The sequence below is a fragment of the Micromonospora sp. 050-3 genome (assembly GCF_046549335.1).
Taxonomy (GTDB): Bacteria; Actinomycetota; Actinomycetes; order Mycobacteriales; family Micromonosporaceae; genus Micromonospora; species Micromonospora trifolii.
This window is the reverse complement of sequence record NZ_JAJPVX010000001.1, coordinates 806191-829625: the sequence shown is the minus strand read 5'-3', so window position 1 is coordinate 829625 and position 23435 is coordinate 806191. Positions and strand designations below refer to the sequence as shown.

Below are 23435 nucleotides of genomic sequence, written 5' to 3'. Positions count from 1 at the left end.
ATGGCCGTCACGCTCACACCGAGCACCGCGCCGGTGACGCCGGCCCGGCCCGTACGCGATCGACACCACCGCGGCGTCAGCCGCTGGGTGGTGCTCGCCCTGGTCACCCTCGGCGCGCTCGTCATGCTGGTGCCGTTCGCGTTCATGCTGCTCAACGCGTTCAAGTCGCCCGGCGACTACTCGTCGGGCGGCCCGCTGAGCTGGCCGACGGAGTTCTACACAAAGGGTCTGCGCACGTACTGGACCGAAGTGAACTTCCCGCTCAAGTTCTGGAACTCGGCGGTCATCGCCGGCTCGGTGGCCGTGCTCGGCGTCGCCGTGTCACTGCTCAACGCGTACGCGCTGGGCATCGGGCGGGTCCGTGGCCGGCTGTGGATCGTCGGGCTCTTCCTGCTGGCCAACATGCTGCCGCAGGAGGCGCTGATCTACCCGCTGTACTACGTGGCGAAGCAGGTCGGCCTCTACAACACCCAGCTCTCGGTGATCATCATCTTCACCGTGATCCAGAGCGCGTTCGGCACCTACCTGCTCGCGTCGGTGATGGGCACGTTCCCGCGCTCGCTGCTGGAGGCCGCCGCGCTGGACGGCGCCGGCAAGTGGACCGTGCTTTGGCGGGTGGTCTTCCCCAACCTGCGGCCCACCCTTGCGGTGCTGCTCATCTTCTTCTTCATCTGGACGTGGAACGAGTTCCTCATCCCGCTGGTCATGCTGATCGACAACCAGACGCAGACCATTCCGGTCGCGCTCGCGTCGTTGCAGGGCGACCGGCTGATGGACGCTCCGACCACCAACGCCGGCGCGCTGATCAGCCTGGTGCCGGCCATCCTCTTCTTCCTCATCTTCCAGCGCACTCTGGCGCGCGGCATCACGGCAGGAGCCGAGAAGTGAAGTTCACCGACGGGTACTGGCAGCTGCGCCCCGGCGTCAGCGTCCTGCGCCCCGGCACCGTGGAGTCGGTCGAGCCGGACGAGCGCGGCTTCACCGTCTTCGCACCGACCGGTCAGATCACCGGACGCGGCGACACCCTCAACCGCCCGCTGGTCACCGTGCGGTTCTTCTCCCCCGCCCCCGGCGTCATCGGAGTGACCATCGCCCACCACACCGGAGGGCTGCCCCGTGAGCCGCACTTCGGGCTGAGCACCGACGAGACGCACCCGGTCACCGTCGACGTCACCGGGCTCAGCGCGACGTTGACCACCGGCGAGCTGACCGCGCGGGTCGCGCTCATCGACGGGTGGCGGGTCGACTTCCTGCACGGCGACCGGCTGGTCACCGCGTCCACAGCGCGCAGCATCGGCGTCGTCACCGACGCCGAGGGCCGCCGGCACGTACACGAACGGCTCGCCCTCGGCGTCGGTGAGACGGTGTACGGGCTGGGCGAGCGCTTCGGGCCGTTCGTCAAGAACGGGCAGACCGTCGACATCTGGAACGCCGACGGGGGCACCGCCAGCGAGCAGGCGTACAAGAACGTGCCGTTCTACCTGAGCAGCGCCGGCTACGGGGTCTTCGTGGACCACCCGGAGCACGTCTCGTTCGAGGTCGGTTCCGAGGTCGTCACGCAGACCCAGTTCAGCGTCGAGGGTCAGTCGCTCACCTACTACGTCATCGACGGGCCCCAGCCGAAGGACGTGCTGCGTCGCTACACCGCCCTCACCGGCCGTCCGGCCCGGATCCCCGCGTGGTCGTACGGCCTCTGGCTGTCCACCTCGTTCACCACCTCGTACGACGAGAAGACGGTGACCGAGTTCGTCGACGGGATGGCCGAGCGGGGGCTGCCGCTGTCGGTGTTCCACTTCGACTGCTTCTGGATGCGTCAGTTCCACTGGGTCGACTTCGTCTGGGACCCGGCGACCTTCCCCGACCCGGAGGGGATGCTGCGCCGGCTGCACGAGCGCGACCTGAAGGTGTGCGTCTGGATCAACCCGTACGTCGCGCAGCGCTCGTACCTCTTCGAGGAGGGCCGCGAGGCCGGCTACCTGGTGCGCAACCCGGACGGTTCGGTCTGGCAGTGGGACAAGTGGCAGGCCGGCATGGCGCTTGTCGACTTCACCAACCCGGAAGCGGTCCGCTGGTTCACCGGCAAACTCAAGGCGCTGCTGGACATGGGCGTCGACTGCTTCAAGACCGACTTCGGCGAGCGCATCCCGACCGACGTGGTGTGGCACGACGGCTCGGACCCGCAGCGGATGCACAACTACTACTCGTACCTCTACAACAAGGCGGTCTTCGAGCTGCTGGAGACCGAGCGCGGCGAGGGCGAGGCGGTACTGTTCGCCCGCTCGGCCACCGCCGGCGGGCAGCAGTTCCCTGTGCACTGGGGCGGCGACTGCGAGTCGACGTTCGCCGCGATGGCCGAGTCGCTGCGCGGCGGGTTGTCGCTGGCGGCGTCCGGCTTCGGCTACTGGAGCCACGACATCGGCGGCTTCGAGGGCACCCCCGACCCGGCGGTGTTCAAGCGGTGGGTCGCCTTCGGGCTGCTCTCCTCGCACTCCCGGCTGCACGGGTCCGGCTCGTACCGGGTGCCGTGGGCGTACGACGAGGAGGCAGTGGACGTGCTGCGGCACTTCACCCACCTCAAGCTCGGCCTGATGCCGTACCTGGCGGCCGCCGCCCAGGAGGCGCACCGCGACGGGACGCCGGTGATGCGGCCGATGTTCGTGGAGTTCCCGGACGACCCTGCGACGGCGCACCTGGACCGGCAGTACATGCTCGGCCCGGACGTGCTGGTCGCCCCGGTGCTCAGCGCCGACGGCGACGTCACGTACTACGTACCCGCCGGCACCTGGACGCACCTGGTCACCGGCGCGCAGGTCACCGGCCCGGCCTGGTTGACCGAGAAGCACGGCTTCGACAGCCTGCCGGTGCTGGCCCGACCGGGCGCGGTCATCCCGTTCGGCTCGCGCACCGACCGACCGGACTACGAGTGGGCCGACGATGTGCGGCTACGGGTGTACGCACCGACCGAGGGGCAGCGGACCCGGGTACGGGTACCGTCACCCGGCAACGGGCCGGGCGCCGAGTTCGACGTGCGCTACGAGGGTGGGACAGCCAGCGCCGAACTGGTCGCCGGCACCTCGACGGGCTACATCTGCGAGATCCAGGGGACGGAACGATGACGCAACACCACTTCCCGGAGAGCTTCGTCTGGGGCTCGGCGACCGCCGCGTACCAGATCGAGGGCGCGGCGACCGAGGACGGGCGCGGACCGTCCATCTGGGACACCTACAGCCACACACCCGGCCGCACCCTCAACGGCGACACCGGCGACGTGGCCGCCGACCACTACCACCGGTGGGCCGACGACCTCGGGCACATCGCCGACCTCGGGCTCGGCGCGTACCGGTTCTCCATCTCCTGGCCCCGGGTGCAGCCGGGCGGCTCGGGCCGGTTCAACCAGGCCGGCATCGACTTCTACTCGCGGCTGGTGGACGGGCTGCTGGAGCGGGGCGTCCGCCCGGTGGCCACGATGTACCACTGGGACCTGCCGCAGGAGTTGGAGGACGCCGGCGGGTGGGCGGCGCGGGAGACCGCGTTGCGCTTCCAGGAGTACGCGGCGGGCATCGTCGGCGCGCTGGGCGACCGGGTGCACACCTGGACGACGCTCAACGAGCCGTGGTGTTCCGCGTACCTGGGCTACGCCTCCGGCGTGCACGCGCCGGGTCGGACCGAGCCGGCGGCGGCGCTGGCCGCGGTGCACCACCTCAACCTCGCGCACGGCCTGGCCGGTCGGGTGGTCCGGGAGCTGGCCCCGTCCGCCGAGCTGTCGGTGACGCTGAACCTGCACGTCATCCGGGGCGCGTCCGACTCGGCCGCCGACCAGGACGCGGTCCGGCGGATCGACGCGTTGGCGAACCGGGCGTTCCTCGGCCCGATGCTGGACGGGGAGTACCCGGCCGACCTGCTGACCGACACCGCCTCCGTCACCGACTGGTCGTTCGTCCGCGAGGGCGACGAGAAGCTGATCGCGGTGCCGCTGGACGTGCTCGGGGTCAACTACTACTCCAGCACGCTGGTCCGAGCCTGGGACGGGGTGTCGGCCCGCTCCGACGCCGACGGGCACGGCGCGTCGACGTCGACGCCGTGGGTCGCCGCGGAGAACGTCGACTTCCTGCCGCAGCCCGGCCCGTACACGGCGATGGGTTGGAACATCGACCCGCCGGCGCTGACCGAGCTACTGCTGCGCCTCCAGCGCGAATACCCCAGCCAGCCCATGATGATCACCGAGAACGGCGCGGCGTTCGACGATGTGGTGTCGGCCGACGGCCGGATCCACGACGAGCGGCGGATCGACTACCTGCGTCGGCACATCGGCGCGACCGCCGACGCCCGCGCGCAGGGCGCGGACGTGCGCGGCTACTTCGTCTGGTCGTTGCTGGACAACTTCGAGTGGGGCTACGGCTACGACCGTCGCTTCGGCATCATCCGGGTCGACTACGACACCCAGGTACGCACCTGGAAGGACAGCGCCCACTGGTACCAGCGCCTCGCCGCCACCGGTGAGCTGGACCAGGCACAGGACTGACTCGGCCTCGGTGCCTGACCTGGTGTTGGTGGGTTCAGGGCCTTGCCCTGGACCCATCAACGCCGAAGTCAGGGACCGGACGACCGCAGAGGCCATTCAGCTCTGGATGGAGTACGACCCACAACCGCCATTCGACAGCGGCCATCCCTCCCGCGCGACCCCCGAGGTGATCGCCCGAGCGGCGGCGTACGACAGCGCGGCCAGAATGGCCGGGTGACCTGTCGGGCGCGCGCGTCGTCGGCGCAGCGGGGCGTTCGGCTCACGTGCCGGTGCGGCGGGCACGAAGCCCGCCCCACAGCATCAGCAGGCAGATGCCGATCAGGACCGGTTCGAGGGCGAAGGCGGTGACCAGCCCGTACCGGTCCGCCAGGCTGCCGAGCAGGAAGGGGGCGACGCCGGCGACCACGCCGAGGATCAGTTGCGAGCGGGCGTTGGCCCGGTCCTCGTGTCCGCCGGCCGCGCCGAGGGTGAGCGCGAGCGAGAGCGGATAGAGGTTCGCGATGCCCACCCCGCACAGGAACAGCCCGAGGACGGCCAGAACCGGCTGGTCGGTCAGCCAGAACAGCACGAAACTGGGGCCGGTAACCGCCAACGAGGCGTACAGCAGCGCGACGGCGCGGCCGGGGCGGCGGGTGAGCCGCGCGCCGAGCAGCCGCCCGATCAGGATGCCGAGGTAATTGCTGCTCAGCGCGGTGCTGGCGGCGGCCGCGGACATGCCGGCGTGGATGAGCATCTGGGGGCCGAAGTACACCAGACAGAACTCGATCGCCGAACTGACCGCGGTCAGCACGGCGAACAGCCAGCAGGCCAGCGGCAAGCCTCCGGCTCCCGTCGCGGTGGCGGGCTGCGGCACCGCCGGTAGCGGTTGGCGGCCGTAGCGCAGGTACAGCAGCAGGAGCACGGCGGCGGGCAACGCGAACGTGGCGCGCCAGCCCAGCGCGCTGGCCGCCAGCAGGCCGAGGATCAGCGGAGCGAACACCGCGGAGGCGCCGGCGCCGACGTTGGCCTCGGTCAACGCCCGGTCCCGCCGATCACCGTGTCGGTCGGACAGAACCGCCTGGACCACTGTGAGCATCGTGGTCCCGGCCAGACCGAGCACCACGGCTCCGAGCAGGGTGGCCGGTACGCCATCGCCGAGGGTGAACAGACCCGCGCCGATGACCGCGGCGAGGGCGGAGCACCACAACAGCACGCCCCTCGCCAGACGGCGAGCCGCCGACACGAACCCAATCGCGGCGAGGGCCGCGCCCGCCGCCAGGAGCAGTTGATAGACGCCGAGCAGGGTGTAGGAGAACCCCCACTCGTCGCGCAGGAGGGTCAGCGCCGGCCCGAAGGCGTACAGCCAGAACGTCCAGCAGCCCAGGGCGGCGTACGAAAGCACTGTCGGCGAATCCCGTACGAACGTTTCAGTCTCGGCCTGCCGCCGCGTTGTGTATCGATACACAGATAGAGTCTGTGCCATGAACCGCCCTGCGGACAACCCCAAGCGGCCGACGCTGCGGCAGGTGGCGAGCGCTGCCGGCGTCTCGCCGATGACGGTTTCCTACACGTACTCCCAGCCGGGAAGGGTTTCCGCCGAGGCTGCGGAGAAGGTGCGCGCGGCGGCGCGGAAACTGGGTTATCCCGGGCCACACCCGGCCGCCCGAGGGTTGCGCAGTGGGCGGGTCGGCACGCTCGGCGTCGTGCTCGGCGAACGGTTGAGCTACGCCTTCGACGATCCCCAGGCGGCGCGTTTCCTCGCGGGGGTCTCCGACGTGTGCGCCGCCGAAGGCATCGGACTCACCCTGGTCCCGATCACTGGCGCGCTCACCGACGCCGAGCGCGTCGCGCAGGCAGCAGTGGACGGCTTCGTCGTCTGGACCACCAGCGACGATGATCCGGTCCTGGACGCCGTCGCCGACACCGGCCTGCCCGCTGTGGTGCACGCCGGCCCGCACGGGCGAGGAATGCCCGTGATCGGCATCGATGACCGAGCCGCCGCCGCCGCGATCGGACAGACCGCGTTCGCCGAAGCCCGCCGCCCGCTCGTGCTCGGCTTCCCGCTGGACCGGAGGCGCACACGCCACCTACTCACCGGCGACGAGGTGATCGGCATGAAGTACCCGGTCACCCGCCACCGATGGGAAGGCTTCCTCGACGCCTGGACGCAGGCCGGACACCCGCCCACGCGACTGAGGCTGGCCAGCTGCCCGGTCAACCACAGCACAGAAGGGGAATCCTTCGCTCTTGAGCTGCTAGAGGGTGCCGAGCCACCGGACGCCATCGCCGCGATGAGTGACGAGCTGGCCCTCGGGGCCCTGCGCGCCGCCGCACGAGCCGGCCTGCGCCTACCCGACGATCTGACCCTGACCGGTTGGGACGATTCGGACGCGGCCGCGGACGCCGGACTGACCACCCTGGCCCAGTCCCTGCGCGACCAGGGGGCCCACTGCGCACGCGTAGCACTCGGGCGCCCCACCCATGCTTCGCCGCAGCACCAGTGGCACGTCGTGGCGCGCACCACCACCCGCCGTTCACGCTGAGCGGCAGCGCGACGACCGTTCCGAAGCCGAGCAGCCGTCCCGCGGTGACATTTGTCCAAGACGGACGACCGCCGGCCCGGCATCGTCGTACCCATGAGCGAGTACAACGGTGCGCGGTCGCAGGGAATGCACGTGGTGCACGACGGTCCGCCGGAGGCGCCGCCGCTGGTGCTGATCCACGGATCGGGAATGTCGGGCGCCTCCTGGAATCCATTGGTGCCGGCGCTCGCCGGCCACCACCACGTCATCCGGGTGGACCTCCCGGGCTGTGGCCGGTCGCCGGCCTCGCCGTCGTACGCGGTGCCCGACCAGGCGGACCGGGTGGCGGCGGTGCTCGACGACCTCGGCGTCCGGTCCGTCGTCGCGCTCGGCCACTCCAGCGGCGGCTACATCGTCACCGCGCTCGCCGAACGACGCCCGGACCTGGTTCACTCGCTCGCACTGGTCAGCACCGGCCCGAGTCCCGACGCTCTGCTTCCACAGCCGGCCCTGCTCCGGGCCCTGCTGGCTCCGCCCCTCGGTCCGCTTCTCTGGGCGCGGCGGTCGGACGCCATGATCCGCAGGGGGATCAACGTCACCTGCGCGCGTCCGGTCGACGTTCCGGACGAGTTGGTCAGCGACGTCCGACACCTCACGTACCGCACGCTGAGGTCGGTGCTGCGCGCCTACGACGCGTACATCGAGGAACGCAACGTGCCCGAGCGCCTTGCCGCCCTCGACGTCGCGGTGCTGGTGGTCTTCGGCGGCGGCGACCCCCGCTGGGAGCCGTCGTCGGCGCACCGGTACGACGCGGTGCCGAAGGCACGGGTCGAGCTGCTGCCCGGCGTCGGACACGTACCCATGCTGGAAGCGCCCGAGGCGACCAGCAGGCTGCTGCTGGGCTTCACGGCAGCGGCCGCGGGCACACCACCGGCGACCCCGACTGCCTAGACTCGGCAGATGGGGACGACCCCGCTCGACTGGTCGTTGGTGGACGTGGTGGTCCCGCGCCCGTCGGCCCGGTTGCCGGGGGTCCGCATGGCCGGGTTCCGGCACCACGCCCGCGCACCGGTGGACATCGCCATGGTCGCGCACCCGTCGATCACACTGATCGTCGACCTCAGCGAGGGAACGGGCCTCACCTACGCCGTGGACGGCCAGCACAGAAGTGGCAGCGCCGTCGTCGGCCTGCTTCCCGGCGACCTCCGGGCGACCGGCCGAGGGTTCGGCGAGTGCCTCCAGATCCGGCTGGAGCCGGTCGCCGCGGCCGCCGTGCTCGGCGCGTCGACGGAGCTCTGCGGGGCTGTGGTCTCCCTCGACGACGTCTGGGGCCGCGCCGCCGAACGCGCGGAGGCCAGGCTGCGCGCCACCGAGTCCTGGGACGAACGGTTCGCCATCGCCACGGAGATGCTCGGCCGGCGGCTGGACGCCCGTCGACCGCCCGATCCGGAGGTCGCCCACGCCTGGCGACGGACCCGCACCAGCCGAGGCCGGATACGGGTCGACAGCCTGGCCGACGAGGTCGGCTGGAGCCGCAAGCGCCTGCTGTCCCGCTTTCGGGCCCAGCTGGGCATCACACCCAAACGCGCCGCCCGCCTGGTGCGGTTCGACCACGCCGCGCACCTGCTCGCCGCAGGTCACTCCGCCGCCGCTGCGGCCACCGAGAGCGGCTACGTCGACCAGTCACACCTGCACCGCGACGTGTGGGAGTTCGCCGGGCAGACGCCCACGGCGGTGGCCGCCGCGCCGTGGCTCGCGATCGACCACGTCGCGTGGCCCGCGCCCTCGACCGCCTAGACCCCGACGCGCTGCGGCGGGACGGTGAGCCCGTAGAGCTCCATCAGCTCCGGGGTGTCGATCCGGCTGCCGTCGGCCACCGAGTCGCAGGCGATGTCCACGATCTGGTCCTTGTGCGCCAACAGGTACGGTCGGGCACCCACGTCGGCGCTGGCCAGGGTGGCGATGCCGGGCCAGTGCCGACGGCCGAACAGCATCGGGTAGCCGCGCAACCCGTCGTAGGTGGCGCAGACCAGCACGTCCGGGTACGGCAGCGCGGCCACCCGGCTGACCGCCTCGGCGGTCAGGCCCGGCATGTCGACCGGCACCACCACCACCGCCTCGATCCCCTCGTCGTCCATCGCGGCCAGGCCGGCCCGGATGGACGAGCCGACTCCGGTGCCCCACGCCTTGTTGATCACAACGGTGGCCTTGCCCAGGTCAGCGGTCTCCTGGACCTGCTCGGCGGCGGCACCCAGGACGACCACGATCTGCTCGCAGCCCGCCTCGGTCATCGTGTCGATCATCTGATTCACCAGGGGCTTGCCGCCCTGGTGCAGCAGCGCCTCGGGACCACCGATACGTCGTCCCCCGCCTGCGGCGATGATCATTCCTGCGATCCGGTTCAGCTGCGCCCCCTCCAGCACGGGACGGACCGTGACCGATCCGTCCCCTCCTACGGACACTGCAACGAGGACGGCCAGCCGAGGGTGGCGGGGCGAAAAGGAGAAATAGCACAACCGTTACACGACCGGCATCCGCCGACACTGATACTCCGACGGTCAGGCCGCGTCGGCGTAACAGTCGACGATGGACAGGTCCAGTGGGAACCGGACCGGCGTCGCACCGAAGAGCAGCGCCGAGGCCCGCTCGCCGCACCGGTTGACAGCCTCGGCGACCGCGTCCGCCTGATCGGCCGGCGCGTGCACGACCACCTCGTCGTGCTGGAAGAAGACCAGCTCGGCGTCGGTGCCGGACAACTCCGTCCGAAGCGTGGCCAGCAACGTGGAGGCCCACTCCGCCGCCGTGGCCTGGATGACGAAGTTGCGGGTGAAGCGCCCCCGGGACCGGGCGGCACGTGCCCGCGGACTGTGCGGATCAGCCGCACCCTCCGGATCGGAGGGCTCGTCGTCGAGATCACCGAACCCGGCCGAGCCGGGCGGACACGTGCGCCCCAGCCACGACCGCACCAGCCCACCCGTCTCACCGGTCCGCGCGGCCGCCTCGACGTAACCGAACGCCGTCGGGTAGCTGCGCTTCAGCACCGCCAACGCGGGCACCGCGGCCCCGCCGGTCTGCCCGTACATCGCGCCGAGCAGCGCCACCTTGGCCTTGGCCCGGTCGCCGCCGAACGAGTCCCGGGCCAGGGCCGCGTAGAGGTCGCCGGCACCGCCCGCCGCCGCCAGTCGCGCGTCGCCGGAGACCGCCGCCAGCACCCGAGGCTCCAACTGGCCGGCGTCGGCGACCACCAACCGCCAGCCCGGATCGGCCACCACCGCGCGCCGGATCACCTTGGGGATCTGCAACGCGCCGCCACCCCGAGTTGCCCACCGGCCGGAGACGACACCAGCCGGCACGTACTCGGGTTGGAACCGGCCGCCCCGCGCCCACTGATCGAGCCAGGACCAGCCGTGCGCCGTCCAGATCCGATAGAGCTCCTTGTATTCGAGCACCAGCGGCACCGCCGGATGGTCCACCCCGCGCAGCACCCAGGCCCGGGTGTTGGGCAGCTCCACCCCGACCCGGGCGAACGCCTTCAGCAGCTCCGCCGGGGAGTCGGTGTGCAGGCCGCGTACGCCGAGCGCGTCGGCGATCCGGGCGGCCAGCTCGGCGAGTCGGCGTGGCGGACCACCGACCGGGGACGCCTCGCCGAGCAGTTCGTGCAGGATCTTGTTGTGCACGTCGGCACGCCAGGGCAGCCCGACGACGCCCATCTCCGCCGCGATCAGCGCGCCGGCCGACTCCGCGGCCACCAGCAACCGGAACCGGCCGGGGTGCTCGGTCGCCGAGACGCGGGTGAGCTGTTCGGCGTACACCTGGGTCAGCGCCTCGATGCCCGGGCCCGGCGGACCGGGCAGTGTGTCGAAGAGCGCGCCCTGCCCGTGCCCGGGTGGCGCGGCGGCGCGTGGCGGCGGGTCGGGCGGCACCGCCGCGCCGGTCAGCCGGGCCCAGGCGGCGGCCAGCGAGCGGGGCTCGCCCCAACGGCCCACGTGCCCGAGCAGCAACGCCTCGGTCAACTCCACGTCGTGACACCGGTCGACCCGGACGCCGGCGCGCAGCAGCGTCGGGTAGACCGCCGTGGCGGTCGACCAGACCCAGCGCGGGTGCTCGGCGGCCTCGCGGGCGGCGACCGCGGCGACCAGATCGGTGACGACCTCGGGCGGGCCGGTCGGCCGGCCGGTGGCGTCCAGCGGGCACAGCACTCCCCCGCCCCGCTCGTCGGACACCACCGCCACCAGCACGAACGTGATTCTGCCTCTCCCGTCCGACAGAAACGGAGGCGCACCTCACCATGATCGGGGCGGTGAGGTGTCAGAGCCGGTCGGTAGCGTTATCGGGTGCCTCCGCAGATCCCGCATCCCGATCCTGGCACCCCCGACGCCCGCGGTCCGATGCGCTACCTCTGGTGGCTGGTCCGCTGCCAACCCTGGCGGGTGCTGCGCGGCAGCCTGATCGGCACGGCCTGGATGATCGGGCTCTCGGTGCGGCCCTACCTGATCGCCCGCGCCGTCGACGACGGGCTGCGCGCACGCGATACCCGGGCCCTGGCGCTCTGGGTCGCGGCGATCGTCGTCGCGGGCGTGGGCCTGTCCTACCTGGGCATCATGCGGCACCGCACGATGACCTTCCTCCGGGAGGACGCCAAGGCCCGCTCGGCGGAGGTTCTGCTGCGCCACCTGTCCCGCATCGGCGCGGTGCTGCCCCGCCGGGTCGGGGCGGGTGAGGTGTCCACCATCGGCGGCTCCGACATCGACTGGACGGCGCAGGTGCTGACGCTGACCGGGCCGGGCGTCGGCGCGATCATCGCGTACGGGGTGATCGCCGTGGTGCTCTGGTCGATCTCCCCGATGCTCGCGCTCTGCGTCCTGGTGGGGGTGCCGGTCGTCGGTCTGATCGTGGGGCCGCTGCTGCGCCGCCTGGAGCAGGTCGAATCGATCTACCGCCGGCAACAGGGCGCGCTCACCGCCCGATCCGGTGACATCGTGGCCGGGCTGCGGGTGCTCGCCGGGGTGGGCGGCCGGGACCTGTTCGCCCGGCGGTACGCGGCCCGGTCCCAGGAACTACGCGCCGAGGGCTACCGGGTCGGCGCGGTCAACAGCTGGATCGACGCGGCGACTGTCGCCATCCCCGGGTTGTTCCTTGCGGCGGTGGTGTGGCTGACGGCCCGGATGGCGGTGACCGGTGACGTCACGATCGGCGAGCTGGTCGCCGTCTACGGCTACGTGGCGACCCTGATCGTGCCGGTCTGGTTCCTGCTGGAGGGCAGTTACCAGCTCATCCGCGGTCGGGTCGCCGCTCGACGGATCACCGACCTGCTCAACGTGACACCGGACGACGTCGGTGGCCCGGGCCGCCGGTGGCCGGGCGTCGTACCCGAGGCACGCCGGCCGGACGACCTGGCAGCGCCGGACGCTCCGGCCGACCTGCACGACCCGGCGACCGGTCTGACCGTGCGCGCCGGCCAGCTGACAGCTGTGGCGGCGGACGACCCGACGGCGGCCGTGGCGTTGGCCGACCGGCTCGGCCGGTACGTCGCCAGCGACGTCACCTGGGGCGGCGTGCCGCTGCGCGAGGTCGCCCTGGACGAGGTCCGCGCGCGGATCCTCGTCGCCGACCACGACTCCTACCTCTTCGCCGGCACGCTGCGCGACATCCTGCGCGCCGGGGCCGACGGCGACGACGAACGGATCGGCGCGGCCCTGCGGACCGCCTCGGCGCAGGACGTCGTCGACGCCCTGCCCGCCGGGCTGGACACCCCGATCGACGCCCGAGCCCGGACGCTCTCCGGCGGTCAACGCCAACGGCTGCGCCTGGCCCGGGCGCTGAGCAACGAACCGGAGGTGCTGATCCTCGTCGACCCGACGTCGGCCGTGGACGCGCACACCGAGGCACGGATCGCCGAGCGGCTGCGGGCCGCTCGGGCCGGGCGGACCACAGTGGTGATCGCCACGTCGCCGCTGCTGCTCGGCCGGGCCGACCTGGTCGCGCTTCTGAGCGCCGGCCGGATCACCGCCACCGGCAGCCACGCCGACCTGCTCGCCGACGACCCGGCCTACCGGCACCTGGTGGCCCGCGGCAGCGAGGAGGCATACCGGTGAGCCGGCTGCCGGTAGCCGACCGTGGCACCGTCCGCCGGGCCCTGCAGGACATGATCAGCCGGCACCGGCGCGCCGTCGGGGTCGTGCTGGCGCTGCACGGCGCCGCCGCGGTCGCCGGGCTCGCCCCGCCGTGGCTGCTGGGCACCATCGTCGACCGGGTCACCGATGGCGCGGGCGTGGCCACTGTGGACCGGCTGGCGCTGGCCATCGCCGGCTGCGTCCTGGTCAGCGCCCTGCTCTCCCGGTACGCCCAGTACGCCGGCCACCGCTTCGGCGAACGGGCCGTCGCCGAGCTGCGCGAGGAGTTCGTCTCCCGAACTCTCGGGCTGCCCGTCTCGGTCGTCGAGCGTGCCGGCTCCGGGGACCTGGCCACCCGCAGCTCGGTCGACGTGTCGACGGTCGGCACCACCGTCCGGGACGTGGTGCCCACCATCGTCATCGCCACTGTGCAGCTGACGTTGCTGTTCGGGGCCGTCTTCCTGTTGCACCCGCTGCTCGGGCTGGCCGCGCTGGCCGGGCTCCCGTCGATCGTGGCGGTGACCCGCTGGTACCTGCGCCGGGCCAGCTCCGCGTACCTCACCGAGGGCGCGGCCGCGGCCGAGCTGACCGAGACGCTGACCACCACCGCCGAGGGCGCGCGCACTGTGGAGGCGCTGCGGCTGGCCGACGACCGGATCAAGCACGGCACCACCCGCATCACGATGGTGTGGCGGGCCCGTCGGGCGACCCTCGCGCTGCGCACCGTGTTCTTCTCGGTCGTCGAGGCCAGCTATCCGCTGCCGGTGGCCATGGTCCTGCTCGTCGGGGGCTACCTGCTCTCCCGGGACATGGTGTCGCTCGGCGCGGTGGTCGCCGCCGCGCTCTACCTGCAACAGGCGATCGACCCGTTGGACCGGCTGTTGCAGTGGACCGAGCAGGCGCAACGCGGCTTCGCGTCGTACGCGCGGCTGCTCGGCGTCGGCATGGTCCCGCCGGAAGCACCCGGCGCGACCGCCTCGTCACGGGGCGAGCGGCTCGTCGTCAGTGGCGCCCGGTTCTCCTACTCCGACGGGCCGGACGTGCTGCACGGCATCGACCTGGAGGTGCAGCCCGGTGAGCGGCTGGCCGTCGTCGGCCCGTCCGGTGCCGGCAAGTCCACCCTGGCCCGGCTGCTGGCCGGGATCGACGCGCCGCGGCAGGGCGTCGTCAGCATCGGCGGCTGCCCGGTCACCGACCTCGACCCGGCCGAGCGACGCCGCCGGATCGCCCTGGTCACCCAGGAGCACCACGTCTTCATCGGCTCGGTACGCGACAACCTCTCCTTCGCCGCGCCCGACGCCTCCGACGAACAGATGCGCGCCGCGCTGCTCACAGTGGGTGCCGAGTGGTTCGCCGAGCTGCCCGACGACCTGGGCACCCAGCTCGGCGACGGGGCCCGTCAACTCGGTGCGGCCGAGGCCCAACAGCTCGCGCTGGCCCGGCTGGTGCTCGCCGACCCGCACACGCTGATCCTGGACGAGGCGACCGCCGCGCTCGACCCGTCCACCGCCCGCCGGACCGAACGCGCGCTGGCCGCCGTGCTGGTCGGGCGGACCGTCATCGCAATCGCGCACCGGCTCAACACCGCCCACGACGCCGACCGTGTCGCCGTGCTCGCCGACGGTCGGATCACCGAGATCGGCAGCCACGACGAGCTGGTCGCGGCCGGCGGCGCGTACGCAGCCCTGTGGCGCTCCTGGCACACCAGGGTCGACGAGCACCCGAGATGACGAAGGGGCACCTCGTTGCCGAGGTGCCCCTTCCGGTCGAGCTGCCTACTTGCCGACGCCCGCGGTGAGGCCGGACTGCACCTGCCGCTGGAAGATGATGTAGACCACGAGCACCGGGAGCATCGCCATGGTCACCCCGGCGAAGAGGCCCGACCAGTCGGACTTGTAGCCCTGGTTGACCGAGAGTTCGATCAGACCCTGGGCGATCACCTGGTTCTTCTCCTCACCCGCCACCGACTGCATGAGCAGGGTCGGCAGGTACCACTGGTTCCACTGCCCCAGCACGTTGAAGATGCCGATGCTGATCAGGCCGGGCTTGGACATCGGCAGCATGACGCTGAAGAAGAGCCGACTGTGCGACGCGCCGTCCACCATGGCCGCCTCGGCGATGGTGTTGGGCAGCGTCCGGAAGAACGAGTGCATGAAGAAGACAGTGAACGACAGCGACCAGGCGACGTAGACCAGGATCAGCATGAGGTGCTTGTTCGGGCCGAGCAGCGGTAGGTAGACGCTGGTGTTGTAGACGCCCTTGAACAGCGGAACCGCGGCCAGGTAGACCGGCAGGGTCAGGCCGGAGAGGAACACGTAGTAGATCAGCCGGTTGCCCGGGAACTCGTAGCGGGCCAGCACGTACGCGGCCATCGAGCCCAGCAGCATGGTGAGGGTGACACTGCCGGCCAGCACCAGCACTGTGTTGAGAAAGAACGAACCGAGGTGCCCCGCGGTCCAGGCCCGGGCGAAGTTGTCCCAGTTGAGCTTCGCCGGAATCAGGGACAGCGGATGGCGGATGACCTCCGAGTCGGTCTTCAGCGCCGACATCACCACCCACAGCAGTGGGTAGATCACCATCACGGCCCAGACCAGCAGGAAGACGTGGGAGAAGCCGTTGAACAACCTGCCGCCGACCTTGGCCGCGGTGGACCCCCCGTCCGCGCCACCCTCGGGTGAAGTGTCGGGGCTCTGTTCGGGACGGGTCAGACCATCGTGAGTCGCTGTGCTCATCGTCCAGCCTCCTCAGTACTCGATACGCTCACGACGGGTGATCCTGAGCTGCGCCGCGGCGAGCAGGATCGTGAAGATCGCCAAGGCGACACCCATCGCGCAGGCGTAACCGAACTGGCCCTTCTGGAACGCGGTGAAGTTCAGCACCGACGCGAAGATCTCACTGGCGTGGTTCGGGCCGCCCTGGCTGGGCGTCATGACGAAGACCAGGGCGTACATGTCCAGTGCGATGAAGCCCAGGTAGACCCAGGCGACCGAGACGGTGTCCCGCAGCAGCGGCAACGTGATCCGGAAGAAGGTGTGGAAGCGGCTGGCCCCGTCCAGGAGCGCCGCCTCGTAGATGTCCTTCGGGATGGACTGCATGGCCGCGCTGAAGAGCACCATGTAGAAGCCCGCACCGCTCCAGACCGCGATCACCAGCAGCCACCACAGCACCGCCGGCACGCCGAGGAAGGGCTCCGGGTCGGAGGTGAAGGCGATCGGGTTGTCCGCGTCGACCAGACCAGCCTTGATCATCAGACCGTTGATCAGGCCCTGACCGTCGCTCCGGTAGATCTGCTGCCACATCACGGCGATGACCACCAGTGACAGCACCTGCGGGAAGAAGAAAATAATCTTGTAGATGCCGGAGCCGAACACCCCTCGGATGCCGGCCCTGTCCTCGCGTCCGCCCACATTGAGCAGGAACGCGAGGAACAGGGCCAGCGCGATGGTGAACAGCGGCACGGTGATCAGGAAGAAGACGTTGTGCCAGAAGGCCTTCCTGATCAACTCATCCGACAACAGCCGGACGTAGTTGTCCAGACCGACGAAGTTCTGGGTGTCCGAGTAACCACCCCAGTCGGTCAGCGAATATCCCGCCGCCTGCACGAAGGGCCACACCACGTAGAAGAGGTACAGCCCGAGCGGCAAGGCCAGGAAACCCGTGACGAAACGCGCAACACCGTGCCGCATGGTCACTCACTTCTCTAGCTGATCAGGCCTGTCAGGCGGTGCGGGTCTGCTTCTTGACGGAGGAGTCCTTCGCGACCTTGTCGGCGGCCGCCTGCATCTTGTCGACAAACTGCTGTGCGGTGAGACGCCCCGCCATCAGCTCCTCGGCCAGGTTCTGGCTCTCCTTGTCCAGGTCGGCGTAGAAGTCCGGGAACTTGACCGAGATCAGGTCCGTGCTGCCGCTCTTCATCAGCGTGTTGGCCGAGGCCAGGGCCGTGTCCTGGACGTTGTCGCCGGAGCCCTTGGTGGAGGCCAGCGACTTGGTCAGCTCGGCGAACTTCGCCGATCCGGCCTTGGAGAGGATGGCCCGCAGGAACTCCTTCGCGGCCTCCTTGTTCGGGGCCTTGCTCGGCACCACGAAGCCCTCGCCGGAGGAGGCGAAGACGTCCTTGGCGGCCTTGTCACCGGGCTTGGTCCAGTAGTCCGAGAGGGTCATCTCGAAGCCCGGCGGGATGGTCGCCGACATCTCGTTCTTCAGCCAGGTGCCGACCTGGATGAACGCCGCCTTGCCGTCGAGCCAGGCCTGCTGCGACTGGGTGTGGTCGAGCTTGCCCGGCAGCAGCAGCTTGTCCTTGACCAGCTTCTCCCACGGCTCCAGCGCCGCGACGATGCCGTCGGCCTTCCAGGCGTTGTCCTTCAGGTTGTCGATGTCGATGATCGGCTGCTTGCCGACGGCCTTCCAGATGCTGGCGAAGAGCGCCCAGCGCGGGTAGTAGCCGTGCGCGGCGTCGTGCACGTACGGCGCCATGCCCTTGGCCTTGATCTTCGGCGCGAGGGCGAAGAAGTCGTCCCAGGTCGCCGGCGCCTGCCAGCCCTCACGCTTGAACAGCGCCGCGTTGTACCAGTTGCCCCAGACGGTGTAGGCGACGTTCACCACGTAGAACTTGCCGTTCTGGGTGCCGTCGGTGACCGTGCCGGGCAGCAGGGAGTCGGCGACGGTGCCCTCGCCGTCCCAGGCCGGGGCGGTGAGCAGGTCGTCGAGCGGCTCGATCGCGCCCTCGTTGATCAGCGTGCTGCGGTCCATGATGTCCGCGCCCGAGTTCATCACCAGGTCACTCGGCTGGGTCGCCATCTTCGGCTGTTCTTCGGTCTTGATCTTCTGGGTGGAGCTCATGTTGACGGTGATGTTCGGGTGCTTGGCGTTGAAGAGGACCTTGTCCTCCTTGGCCCACTGGTCGCCAAGACCGCCGTTGAAGACGACCACCTTCACGGCACTGCCGTCCTTGACGCCGAACGGGTTGTCCTTGCTCTTCGCCGCACCGCTGTCGGCGGACTTGGTCGGCTCGCTGCCGGCGCAGGCACTCAACATGCCCGCGGCCGGAACGGCGAGCAGACCAGCCGCCGCGGCGCGCTGCAGCAAGGTCCGGCGGCTCAGGTCACCGATGTTCTCGGGGGAATCCGACATCTTTGACTCTCCTTGTGGTGTCGGGTCAGGCGGTACGCCGGAGGCGCCCGGCGTACCGCGACTCGAGGGCGAGGTTGTGCTCGTCCCCGCCGGGGACGTTGGCGGAGAGGTAGATAGGGGGTACCTCCCCGGCCTGGTGGAACCGTCGTACGACCTCCGCGGTCAACAACTGCGCCAGCAGCGCCGTGGTGACCGAGGAGACCGCACAGACCGCGCCGCCGCCCTCGAGCGGCAGCAGTGCATCGCCGTACGGCGCGCCATTGTCCAGCACGACGTCGGCGAGGTCGGCGAGCCGGTGCCCGGACGGGTGCCGTGGGGCGACCCGCGCGGTGTGCTCGACCGAGGTGACCGCGATCAACGGGTGACCGCGCTCGGTGACCAGCGCCGCCAGCTCGACCACCGAGCCGTTGATGCCGGATTGGGACGCCACCACGAACACGTCGCGCGGCTGGGGCGCCGCGAGCGTGTAGATGTGGTGGGCGATGGAGGGATCACGTTCCAGCTTCGGATCGGCGAGCACGTCACGCGGGGCGTCACCGTGCATCACCAGGTCCCGTACCGAGAGCCGGTTGGTGGGGACCAACCCGCCGGCCCGGGCGACCAACTCGGCGGCGAACGCCTCCGAGTGCCCGGCGCCGAACGCCTGGAGCACGCCGCCGTCGCGCAGGCTGTCGGCGATCAGGTCGGCGGCCCGGGTGATCCCGTCGGCCTCCGAGTCGAGCAGCCGGTCGAGCACCGGGCGGACGGCGTCCGCGTACCCCTGGGCGCTGATCATGAGTGGGCTCCCTTCGCTGCCTTGTGCCCGTCGACGGCCTGCGCTGTCCGCCGGAAGGCCGCGTGCGCGCGGTCGTGCGTGCGTTGGGCGACGGCGATGTAGAGCAGGTCGAGCACCACCAGTTGGGGGTGCCGGGCGGAGAGCGCGTCCGGGCGGAAGGTGGTCGCCTGGCTGGCCGTGAGCAGCACGATGTCGGCCAGCTCGGCCAACGGCGAGCGGGGGAATCCGGTGAGCGCGAGCGTGGTGGCTCCCCGGCTGCCCGCCTCGGCGAGCATCTCGATCGTCTCCCGGGTCTGCCCGGTGTGCGAGATGCCGAGCGCCACGTCCCCCGCTCGCAGCAACGCGGCGCTGGCCAGCCCCTCGTGCACGTCGTTCCACGCCCACGCCGCCACACCGATGCGATGCAGGCTGAACTGCATCTCCTCACCGACCAGGGCGCTGCCGCTGGCACCGAAGATGTTCACCCTGCTGGCACCGGCGATCGCCACCGCGGCCCGCTCCACCTCGGTGAGGTCGAGCAGGGTGGCGGTGTCGTGCATGGCCCGGGTGTCGGCGGCCATGATCTGGTCGAGCACCCGGCCGAGCGGGTCGCTCGGCTGGATCTCCCGTCCGATGTCGACGGTCCAACCGGCCGAGCGCGCCCGGCCGGTCTCGGAGGCGATGCCCAGTCGCAGGTCGGCGTACCCCTCGAAGCCCATCGCCCGGCAGAAGCGGGTGATGGTCGCCGGTGAGGTGCCGCTGCGCTCGGCCAGCTCGACGATTGTCGAGCGGGCGGCGGCCTCCGGGTCGCTGAGCACGTGCTCGGCGACCCGGCGCAGGGCGCCCGTCAACTCGCCGAGCCCGTTGCGGACCCGGGCCAACACCCCGTCGGAAGCCGAGGTCCGCCGGTCGATCACGTCGGCGTCGACCACCGCGGTCCCCGCGGCGGTGTCCACCTCGTGATCAACCATGAGACGCCCCTGCTTTCCGAAAAGACTGTTAACTGTTAGTGGTAAAAGTTCTTACTGAACGACCCTCTGTGTCAAGACTGTGGGCGAAGTTTTCAAACTGTTACCTGCCGCACAGCCCTCCACGCCCGCCACAACTTGCCCCGCACGACCCCGCCGACCAGCATGAACAAGCCAGATCGCCGTTTCGCGCAAGGAGACTCGTGCCGATGTCCGACACCGTCGTGGTGGGTCTCGATATCGGCGGTACGTCCACCCGGGCGACCGTCCTCACCCTCACCGGGCACCGCGTCGGCACCGGCCGCGCCGGCGGCGGCAACCCCACCAGTCACGGCGCCGAGCGCGCCGCCGCCGAACTGCTGACCGCGCTCCGCGAGGCGCTCGCCGACGTCGACCCGACGCGGGCGGCCGCCGGCACCATCGGGCTCGCCGGAGCCGGCCGGCTGCTCGCCGACCCTGCCGGGCGGGCCGCCTTCGACCAGGCCTGGCACGACGCCGGCCTGCGCTGCCCGTACGAGGTGCACGGCGACGCCCTGGTCGCGTACGCCTCCGGCACCGCCGCCGCGGACGGAACCATCCTCATCGCCGGCACAGGCGCGATCACCGCCCAGGTCCACGAGCTGCGGCTCGACCGGATCGCCGACGGCCACGGCTGGCTCCTCGGCGACGCCGGCTCGGGCTTCTGGCTCGGTCGGGAAGCCGTGCGCCGGCTGCTCGCCGACCTCGACGCCGGCCGCGGGCTGGGCGCGCTGACCACGACGGTGCTCACCGAAATCCTGGGCAGCGCCGACATCGCCGCCCGCCCCCGGGACACCGTCGACGCCACCATCCAGACGGTGACCCGTCGACCCCCCGTCGAACTGGCCCAGCTCGCGCCGCTGGTCGTCGACGCCGCCACCCACGGTGACCCGGTCGCCACCGAACTGATCACCGACGCCGCCGCGCACCTCACCGAGAGCGTGAGCCGCATCCGCCCCGCCGGGGCGGTGACACCGATCGTGCTCGGCGGCGGCCTGCTCACCGCGGACACCCCGCTCGCCGCCGCCGTCCGAGCCGAGATCACGCGACACTGGCCGGACGCGCCACTGCGGACCGCCGGAGACGGGGCCGCCGCCGCAGCCTGGCTCGCCGCCCGTGGCCTACCCGAGGTGACCGACCCAGCCGCCCTGCACGCCCGCCTCTTCCCCACCCCCTGACCCACCGCCCCGCGCCCCGCCGCGCCGCGCCCACTCATGATCGTGCTCGAACCAGGATGTAGTGGCCTTACGCTGCGAGGAGGGGACTACATCCAGGATCGAGCACGATCAAGGCGCTGGCCGCCGCTCGACACCCACCCCAACGCGCCTCAACCCCGCGACCCATTCCAGCACGGCCAAGATCCGCGCACTTTCGGTGAAACTGCCGCCTCACGACGTGCTGAGGCAGCAGTTTCACCGAAGTTGCGCGGATCTTGGGGGGATCGGGGTGGGTCGGGGGCGGCTCGCCGGATCGGGTCGGGGCGGACCGGACCGCAGGCGGGGTGGGAAGGCCGATCGGGCCGCAGAGGGCGATGATCGGGATCGGTCAGCGGTGGGTGGACCCTACTTGAGCTGCCCTGCGGTGAGGCCCGCCTGCACCTGCCGCTGGAAGGCCACGTAGACGGCGAGCACCGGAAGCACCGCGATGCTCAACCCGGCGAAGAGCCGAGCGTAGTCACCCGCGTAGCCCTGGCTGACCGAGAGCGCGAACAGCCCCTGCGCCAGCATCCACTTGGACTCGTCGCCCTGCAACAGCACCTGCGGCAGCAGGAACTGGTTCCAATGGCTGAGAAAGTTGAAGATCGCCACGCTGATCAGTCCCGGACGGGCCATTGGCAGCATCACGCGGAGGAAGAGGCGGAAGTGACCGCAGCCGTCGACCAGTGCGGCCTCCGCCACCGAGGTCGGCAGGGTCCGGAAGAACGCGGTCAGGAAGAACACCGTGAACGGCAGCGAGTAGGCCGCGTACACGAGGATCAGCCCGAGCCAGGAGTTGAAGAGGCCGGCGTTGCGGACCACGAAGAACAGCGGCACCAGGGCGAGGAAAACCGGGAACATCAGGCCGCCGACGAACAGGTAGTAGACGACCTGGCGGCCGCGGAACTCGTAGCGGGCGAAGACGTACGCGGCGGTGGCGCCCATCAGCATGGTGAGGCTGACCGAGCCGGTCACCACCACCAGGCTGTTGATGAAGTACCGGCCGATGTGCGCGCCGGTCCAGGCCCGCGCCCAGTTGTCCAGGTGCAGCGCGCCGGGGAGCCCCCACGGGTCGGCGAGGATCTCACCGTTGGTCTTGAACGAGCTGATGAACATCCACAGCAGTGGCAGTACGGTCAGCAGGCCCCAGAGCAGCAGGAAGCCGTGCGAGAGCGCGTTGGCCACGCCGAGTTCCCGGCGCACCGGGCGGTCCCCGCTGGCAACCACGGTCGGGGCGGTCGCGGTGGGCTGATCCAGAGTGGTCACGAGTACTCGATCCGTTCGCGCCGGCCGACCCGCAGCGACAGCACCGCCACCGAGAGGGTCAGGAAGAACATCACCACGCCGATCGCCGAGGCGTAGCCGAACTTGGTCTCGCTGCCGAAGGCGGTGTCATACATGCGGACGCCGATCACGTCGGTGGAGAAGTTGGGCCCGCCGTTGGTCATCAGCTGCACGAGGATGAACCCGTCCAGGGCGAAGATGGCCAGGTAGACCCAGGCGACCTGGACGGTGTCCCAGAGCAGCGGCAGGGTGACCCGGCGCAGTGTGGTGAACCGGGACGCGCCGTCGAGCAGCACCGCCTCGTAGATCTCCTTCGGTACTGCCGACATCGCCGCGCCGAACAGCACCACGTAGAAGCCGACATTGCTCCAGACCATCACCGCCAGCACGCACCAGAAGGCGGTCGCCGGGTCGCCGAGCCACGTCGGCGCGGGCAGGCCGACCGCGTGTGCGGCGCTGGTAAGCAGCCCCTGGTTGGGGTGGTACACCTCCTTCCAGAGCAGCGCGATGATCACCACGGAGAGCACCTGGGGGAAGAAGTAGACAGTGCGGTAGAGCGCGCCGCCGCGTACACCGGTGACGCCGGCACTGCCCTTGCGCCCGCCCATGGCGAGCATGGTGGCGAAGAAGAGCCCGAGCACGATGGTCAGCACCGGCACCAGACCCAGCAGGATGGCGTTGTTCTTCAGCGCGTTCCACACGTAGTCGTCGTGCCAGAGGGTCTTGAAGTTGGCCAGGCCGACCGGGTTGGCGTCCGCCGAGTAGCCGAGCCAGTCGGTGGTGGAGATCTGGAACGCCTGGAGGTACGGCGAGACGACGAAGAACACGTACAGCAGCACCGGTGGCACCAGGAACGTGACGATCAGCGGCCACTTGCCATGTTTCACGAGAGGGACCTCTCCGTTGGGGTACGGCCGGTGGGGGCGGACCTCTCCCCCACCGGCCGGGC

Annotated in this window: 19 protein-coding genes; 9 read left to right on the top strand and 10 right to left on the bottom strand. The window is 70.8% G+C overall.

Annotated features, from left to right (window positions below):
• From ACLJOK_RS03870 to ACLJOK_RS03860, 3 genes are read left to right on the top strand one after another with little or no spacing between them, the layout of a single operon-like run.
• Nucleotides 1-888 (top strand): carbohydrate ABC transporter permease, encoded by an 888-nt coding sequence (locus ACLJOK_RS03870; protein WP_091404006.1) that lies wholly within the window; start codon nucleotides 1-3, stop codon nucleotides 886-888.
• Complete coding sequence (yicI, locus tag ACLJOK_RS03865) at nucleotides 885-3116, top strand: alpha-xylosidase (RefSeq protein WP_410816148.1); 2232 nt, start codon at nucleotides 885-887, stop codon at nucleotides 3114-3116. The genes ACLJOK_RS03870 and yicI overlap by 4 nt, the downstream gene beginning before the upstream one ends.
• Nucleotides 3113-4522: a GH1 family beta-glucosidase gene (locus ACLJOK_RS03860; RefSeq protein ID WP_410816147.1), complete on the top strand. Its 1410-nt coding sequence runs from the start codon at nucleotides 3113-3115 to the stop codon at nucleotides 4520-4522. The genes yicI and ACLJOK_RS03860 overlap by 4 nt, the downstream gene beginning before the upstream one ends.
• Nucleotides 4523-4781: 259 nt before the next feature.
• Here the strand turns inward: ACLJOK_RS03860 and ACLJOK_RS03855 are convergent, their stop codons facing one another.
• Nucleotides 4782-5966, bottom strand: a complete 1185-nt coding sequence (locus ACLJOK_RS03855; protein WP_410816146.1) for an MFS transporter — start codon at nucleotides 5964-5966, stop codon at nucleotides 4782-4784.
• 16 nt (nucleotides 5967-5982) lie between these two features.
• Here ACLJOK_RS03855 and ACLJOK_RS03850 point away from each other — a divergent pair, with 16 nt between their 5' ends.
• The 3 genes from ACLJOK_RS03850 to ACLJOK_RS03840 all read left to right on the top strand — a co-directional run bounded on the left by ACLJOK_RS03850 (nucleotide 5983) and on the right by ACLJOK_RS03840 (nucleotide 8820).
• A complete protein-coding gene (locus ACLJOK_RS03850; protein WP_410816145.1) occupies nucleotides 5983-7044 on the top strand; it encodes a LacI family DNA-binding transcriptional regulator in 1062 nt (353 codons plus the stop codon).
• A gap of 93 nt (nucleotides 7045-7137) precedes the next feature.
• The gene (locus ACLJOK_RS03845) at nucleotides 7138-7974 is read left to right on the top strand and encodes an alpha/beta fold hydrolase (RefSeq protein WP_410816143.1); all 837 of its coding nucleotides are present in this window, start codon (nucleotides 7138-7140) and stop codon (nucleotides 7972-7974) included.
• Nucleotides 7975-7983: 9 nt separating this feature from the next.
• Complete coding sequence (locus tag ACLJOK_RS03840; protein ID WP_410816142.1) at nucleotides 7984-8820, top strand: helix-turn-helix domain-containing protein; 837 nt, start codon at nucleotides 7984-7986, stop codon at nucleotides 8818-8820.
• Here the strand turns inward: ACLJOK_RS03840 and ACLJOK_RS03835 are convergent.
• Both ACLJOK_RS03835 and ACLJOK_RS03830 read right to left on the bottom strand, forming a co-directional pair.
• Nucleotides 8817-9410, bottom strand: a complete 594-nt coding sequence (locus ACLJOK_RS03835) for an NTP transferase domain-containing protein (protein ID WP_410819247.1) — start codon at nucleotides 9408-9410, stop codon at nucleotides 8817-8819. The two genes, ACLJOK_RS03840 and ACLJOK_RS03835, sit on opposite strands and share 4 nt — an antisense overlap.
• Nucleotides 9411-9581: 171 nt before the next feature.
• Nucleotides 9582-11261: a bifunctional 3'-5' exonuclease/DNA polymerase gene (locus tag ACLJOK_RS03830; RefSeq protein WP_410816140.1), complete on the bottom strand. Its 1680-nt coding sequence runs from the start codon at nucleotides 11259-11261 to the stop codon at nucleotides 9582-9584.
• A 150-nt stretch (nucleotides 11262-11411) separates the two neighbouring features.
• Between ACLJOK_RS03830 and ACLJOK_RS03825 the strand changes: the two genes are divergently transcribed.
• Together ACLJOK_RS03825 and ACLJOK_RS03820 are read left to right on the top strand one after the other, a co-directional pair.
• Nucleotides 11412-13118, top strand: coding sequence for an ABC transporter ATP-binding protein (locus ACLJOK_RS03825; protein WP_410819245.1), 1707 nt, complete (start codon nucleotides 11412-11414; stop codon nucleotides 13116-13118).
• A gap of 50 nt (nucleotides 13119-13168) precedes the next feature.
• On the top strand, nucleotides 13169-14866 hold the full coding sequence (locus ACLJOK_RS03820) for an ABC transporter ATP-binding protein (protein ID WP_410819244.1): 1698 nt from the start codon (nucleotides 13169-13171) through the stop codon (nucleotides 14864-14866).
• A gap of 45 nt (nucleotides 14867-14911) precedes the next feature.
• On the opposite strand, the gene ACLJOK_RS03815 is transcribed toward ACLJOK_RS03820, so the two are convergent.
• The 5 genes from ACLJOK_RS03815 to ACLJOK_RS03795 all read right to left on the bottom strand — a co-directional run bounded on the left by ACLJOK_RS03815 (nucleotide 14912) and on the right by ACLJOK_RS03795 (nucleotide 19991).
• Nucleotides 14912-15715, bottom strand: a complete 804-nt coding sequence (locus tag ACLJOK_RS03815; RefSeq protein WP_410819242.1) for a carbohydrate ABC transporter permease — start codon at nucleotides 15713-15715, stop codon at nucleotides 14912-14914.
• A gap of 165 nt (nucleotides 15716-15880) precedes the next feature.
• Nucleotides 15881-16822, bottom strand: coding sequence for a carbohydrate ABC transporter permease (locus ACLJOK_RS03810; protein WP_410816139.1), 942 nt, complete (start codon nucleotides 16820-16822; stop codon nucleotides 15881-15883).
• 31 nt (nucleotides 16823-16853) lie between these two features.
• Complete coding sequence (ngcE, locus tag ACLJOK_RS03805; RefSeq protein ID WP_410816138.1) at nucleotides 16854-18266, bottom strand: N-acetylglucosamine/diacetylchitobiose ABC transporter substrate-binding protein; 1413 nt, start codon at nucleotides 18264-18266, stop codon at nucleotides 16854-16856.
• A 25-nt stretch (nucleotides 18267-18291) separates the two neighbouring features.
• A complete protein-coding gene (locus ACLJOK_RS03800; protein WP_410816136.1) occupies nucleotides 18292-19041 on the bottom strand; it encodes a sugar isomerase domain-containing protein in 750 nt (249 codons plus the stop codon).
• Nucleotides 19038-19991 (bottom strand): MurR/RpiR family transcriptional regulator, encoded by a 954-nt coding sequence (locus ACLJOK_RS03795; RefSeq protein WP_410816134.1) that lies wholly within the window; start codon nucleotides 19989-19991, stop codon nucleotides 19038-19040. The genes ACLJOK_RS03800 and ACLJOK_RS03795 overlap by 4 nt, the downstream gene beginning before the upstream one ends.
• Nucleotides 19992-20197: 206 nt before the next feature.
• Between ACLJOK_RS03795 and ACLJOK_RS03790 the strand changes: the two genes are divergently transcribed.
• Nucleotides 20198-21184 (top strand): N-acetylglucosamine kinase, encoded by a 987-nt coding sequence (locus ACLJOK_RS03790; protein WP_410816133.1) that lies wholly within the window; start codon nucleotides 20198-20200, stop codon nucleotides 21182-21184.
• A gap of 384 nt (nucleotides 21185-21568) precedes the next feature.
• Here ACLJOK_RS03790 and ACLJOK_RS03785 read toward each other — a convergent pair whose 3' ends face one another.
• On the bottom strand, nucleotides 21569-22468 hold the full coding sequence (locus ACLJOK_RS03785; protein ID WP_410816131.1) for a carbohydrate ABC transporter permease: 900 nt from the start codon (nucleotides 22466-22468) through the stop codon (nucleotides 21569-21571).
• On the bottom strand, nucleotides 22465-23373 hold the full coding sequence (locus ACLJOK_RS03780) for a carbohydrate ABC transporter permease (RefSeq protein WP_238681805.1): 909 nt from the start codon (nucleotides 23371-23373) through the stop codon (nucleotides 22465-22467). The genes ACLJOK_RS03785 and ACLJOK_RS03780 overlap by 4 nt, the downstream gene beginning before the upstream one ends.
• Nucleotides 23374-23435 lie beyond the last annotated feature (62 nt).

What these genes read in the sequence shown, in the direction of transcription:
- ACLJOK_RS03850 (WP_410816145.1), top strand. Translation starts at nt 5,983, where the DNA reads ATGAACCGCCCTGCGGACAACCCCAAGCGGCCGACGCTGCGGCAGGTG.
- ACLJOK_RS03810 (WP_410816139.1), bottom strand. Translation starts at nt 16,822, where the DNA reads ATGCGGCACGGTGTTGCGCGTTTCGTCACGGGTTTCCTGGCCTTGCCG.
- ACLJOK_RS03840 (WP_410816142.1), top strand. Translation starts at nt 7,984, where the DNA reads ATGGGGACGACCCCGCTCGACTGGTCGTTGGTGGACGTGGTGGTCCCG.
- ACLJOK_RS03845 (WP_410816143.1), top strand. Translation starts at nt 7,138, where the DNA reads ATGAGCGAGTACAACGGTGCGCGGTCGCAGGGAATGCACGTGGTGCAC.
- ACLJOK_RS03795 (WP_410816134.1), bottom strand. Translation starts at nt 19,991, where the DNA reads ATGGTTGATCACGAGGTGGACACCGCCGCGGGGACCGCGGTGGTCGAC.
- ACLJOK_RS03860 (WP_410816147.1), top strand. Translation starts at nt 3,113, where the DNA reads ATGACGCAACACCACTTCCCGGAGAGCTTCGTCTGGGGCTCGGCGACC.
- ACLJOK_RS03820 (WP_410819244.1), top strand. Translation starts at nt 13,169, where the DNA reads ATGATCAGCCGGCACCGGCGCGCCGTCGGGGTCGTGCTGGCGCTGCAC.
- ACLJOK_RS03835 (WP_410819247.1), bottom strand. Translation starts at nt 9,410, where the DNA reads ATGATCATCGCCGCAGGCGGGGGACGACGTATCGGTGGTCCCGAGGCG.
- ngcE (WP_410816138.1), bottom strand. Translation starts at nt 18,266, where the DNA reads ATGTCGGATTCCCCCGAGAACATCGGTGACCTGAGCCGCCGGACCTTG.
- ACLJOK_RS03800 (WP_410816136.1), bottom strand. Translation starts at nt 19,041, where the DNA reads ATGATCAGCGCCCAGGGGTACGCGGACGCCGTCCGCCCGGTGCTCGAC.
- ACLJOK_RS03790 (WP_410816133.1), top strand. Translation starts at nt 20,198, where the DNA reads ATGTCCGACACCGTCGTGGTGGGTCTCGATATCGGCGGTACGTCCACC.
- ACLJOK_RS03870 (WP_091404006.1), top strand. Translation starts at nt 1, where the DNA reads ATGGCCGTCACGCTCACACCGAGCACCGCGCCGGTGACGCCGGCCCGG.
- ACLJOK_RS03825 (WP_410819245.1), top strand. Translation starts at nt 11,412, where the DNA reads ATGCGCTACCTCTGGTGGCTGGTCCGCTGCCAACCCTGGCGGGTGCTG.
- ACLJOK_RS03815 (WP_410819242.1), bottom strand. Translation starts at nt 15,715, where the DNA reads ATGGTGATCTACCCACTGCTGTGGGTGGTGATGTCGGCGCTGAAGACC.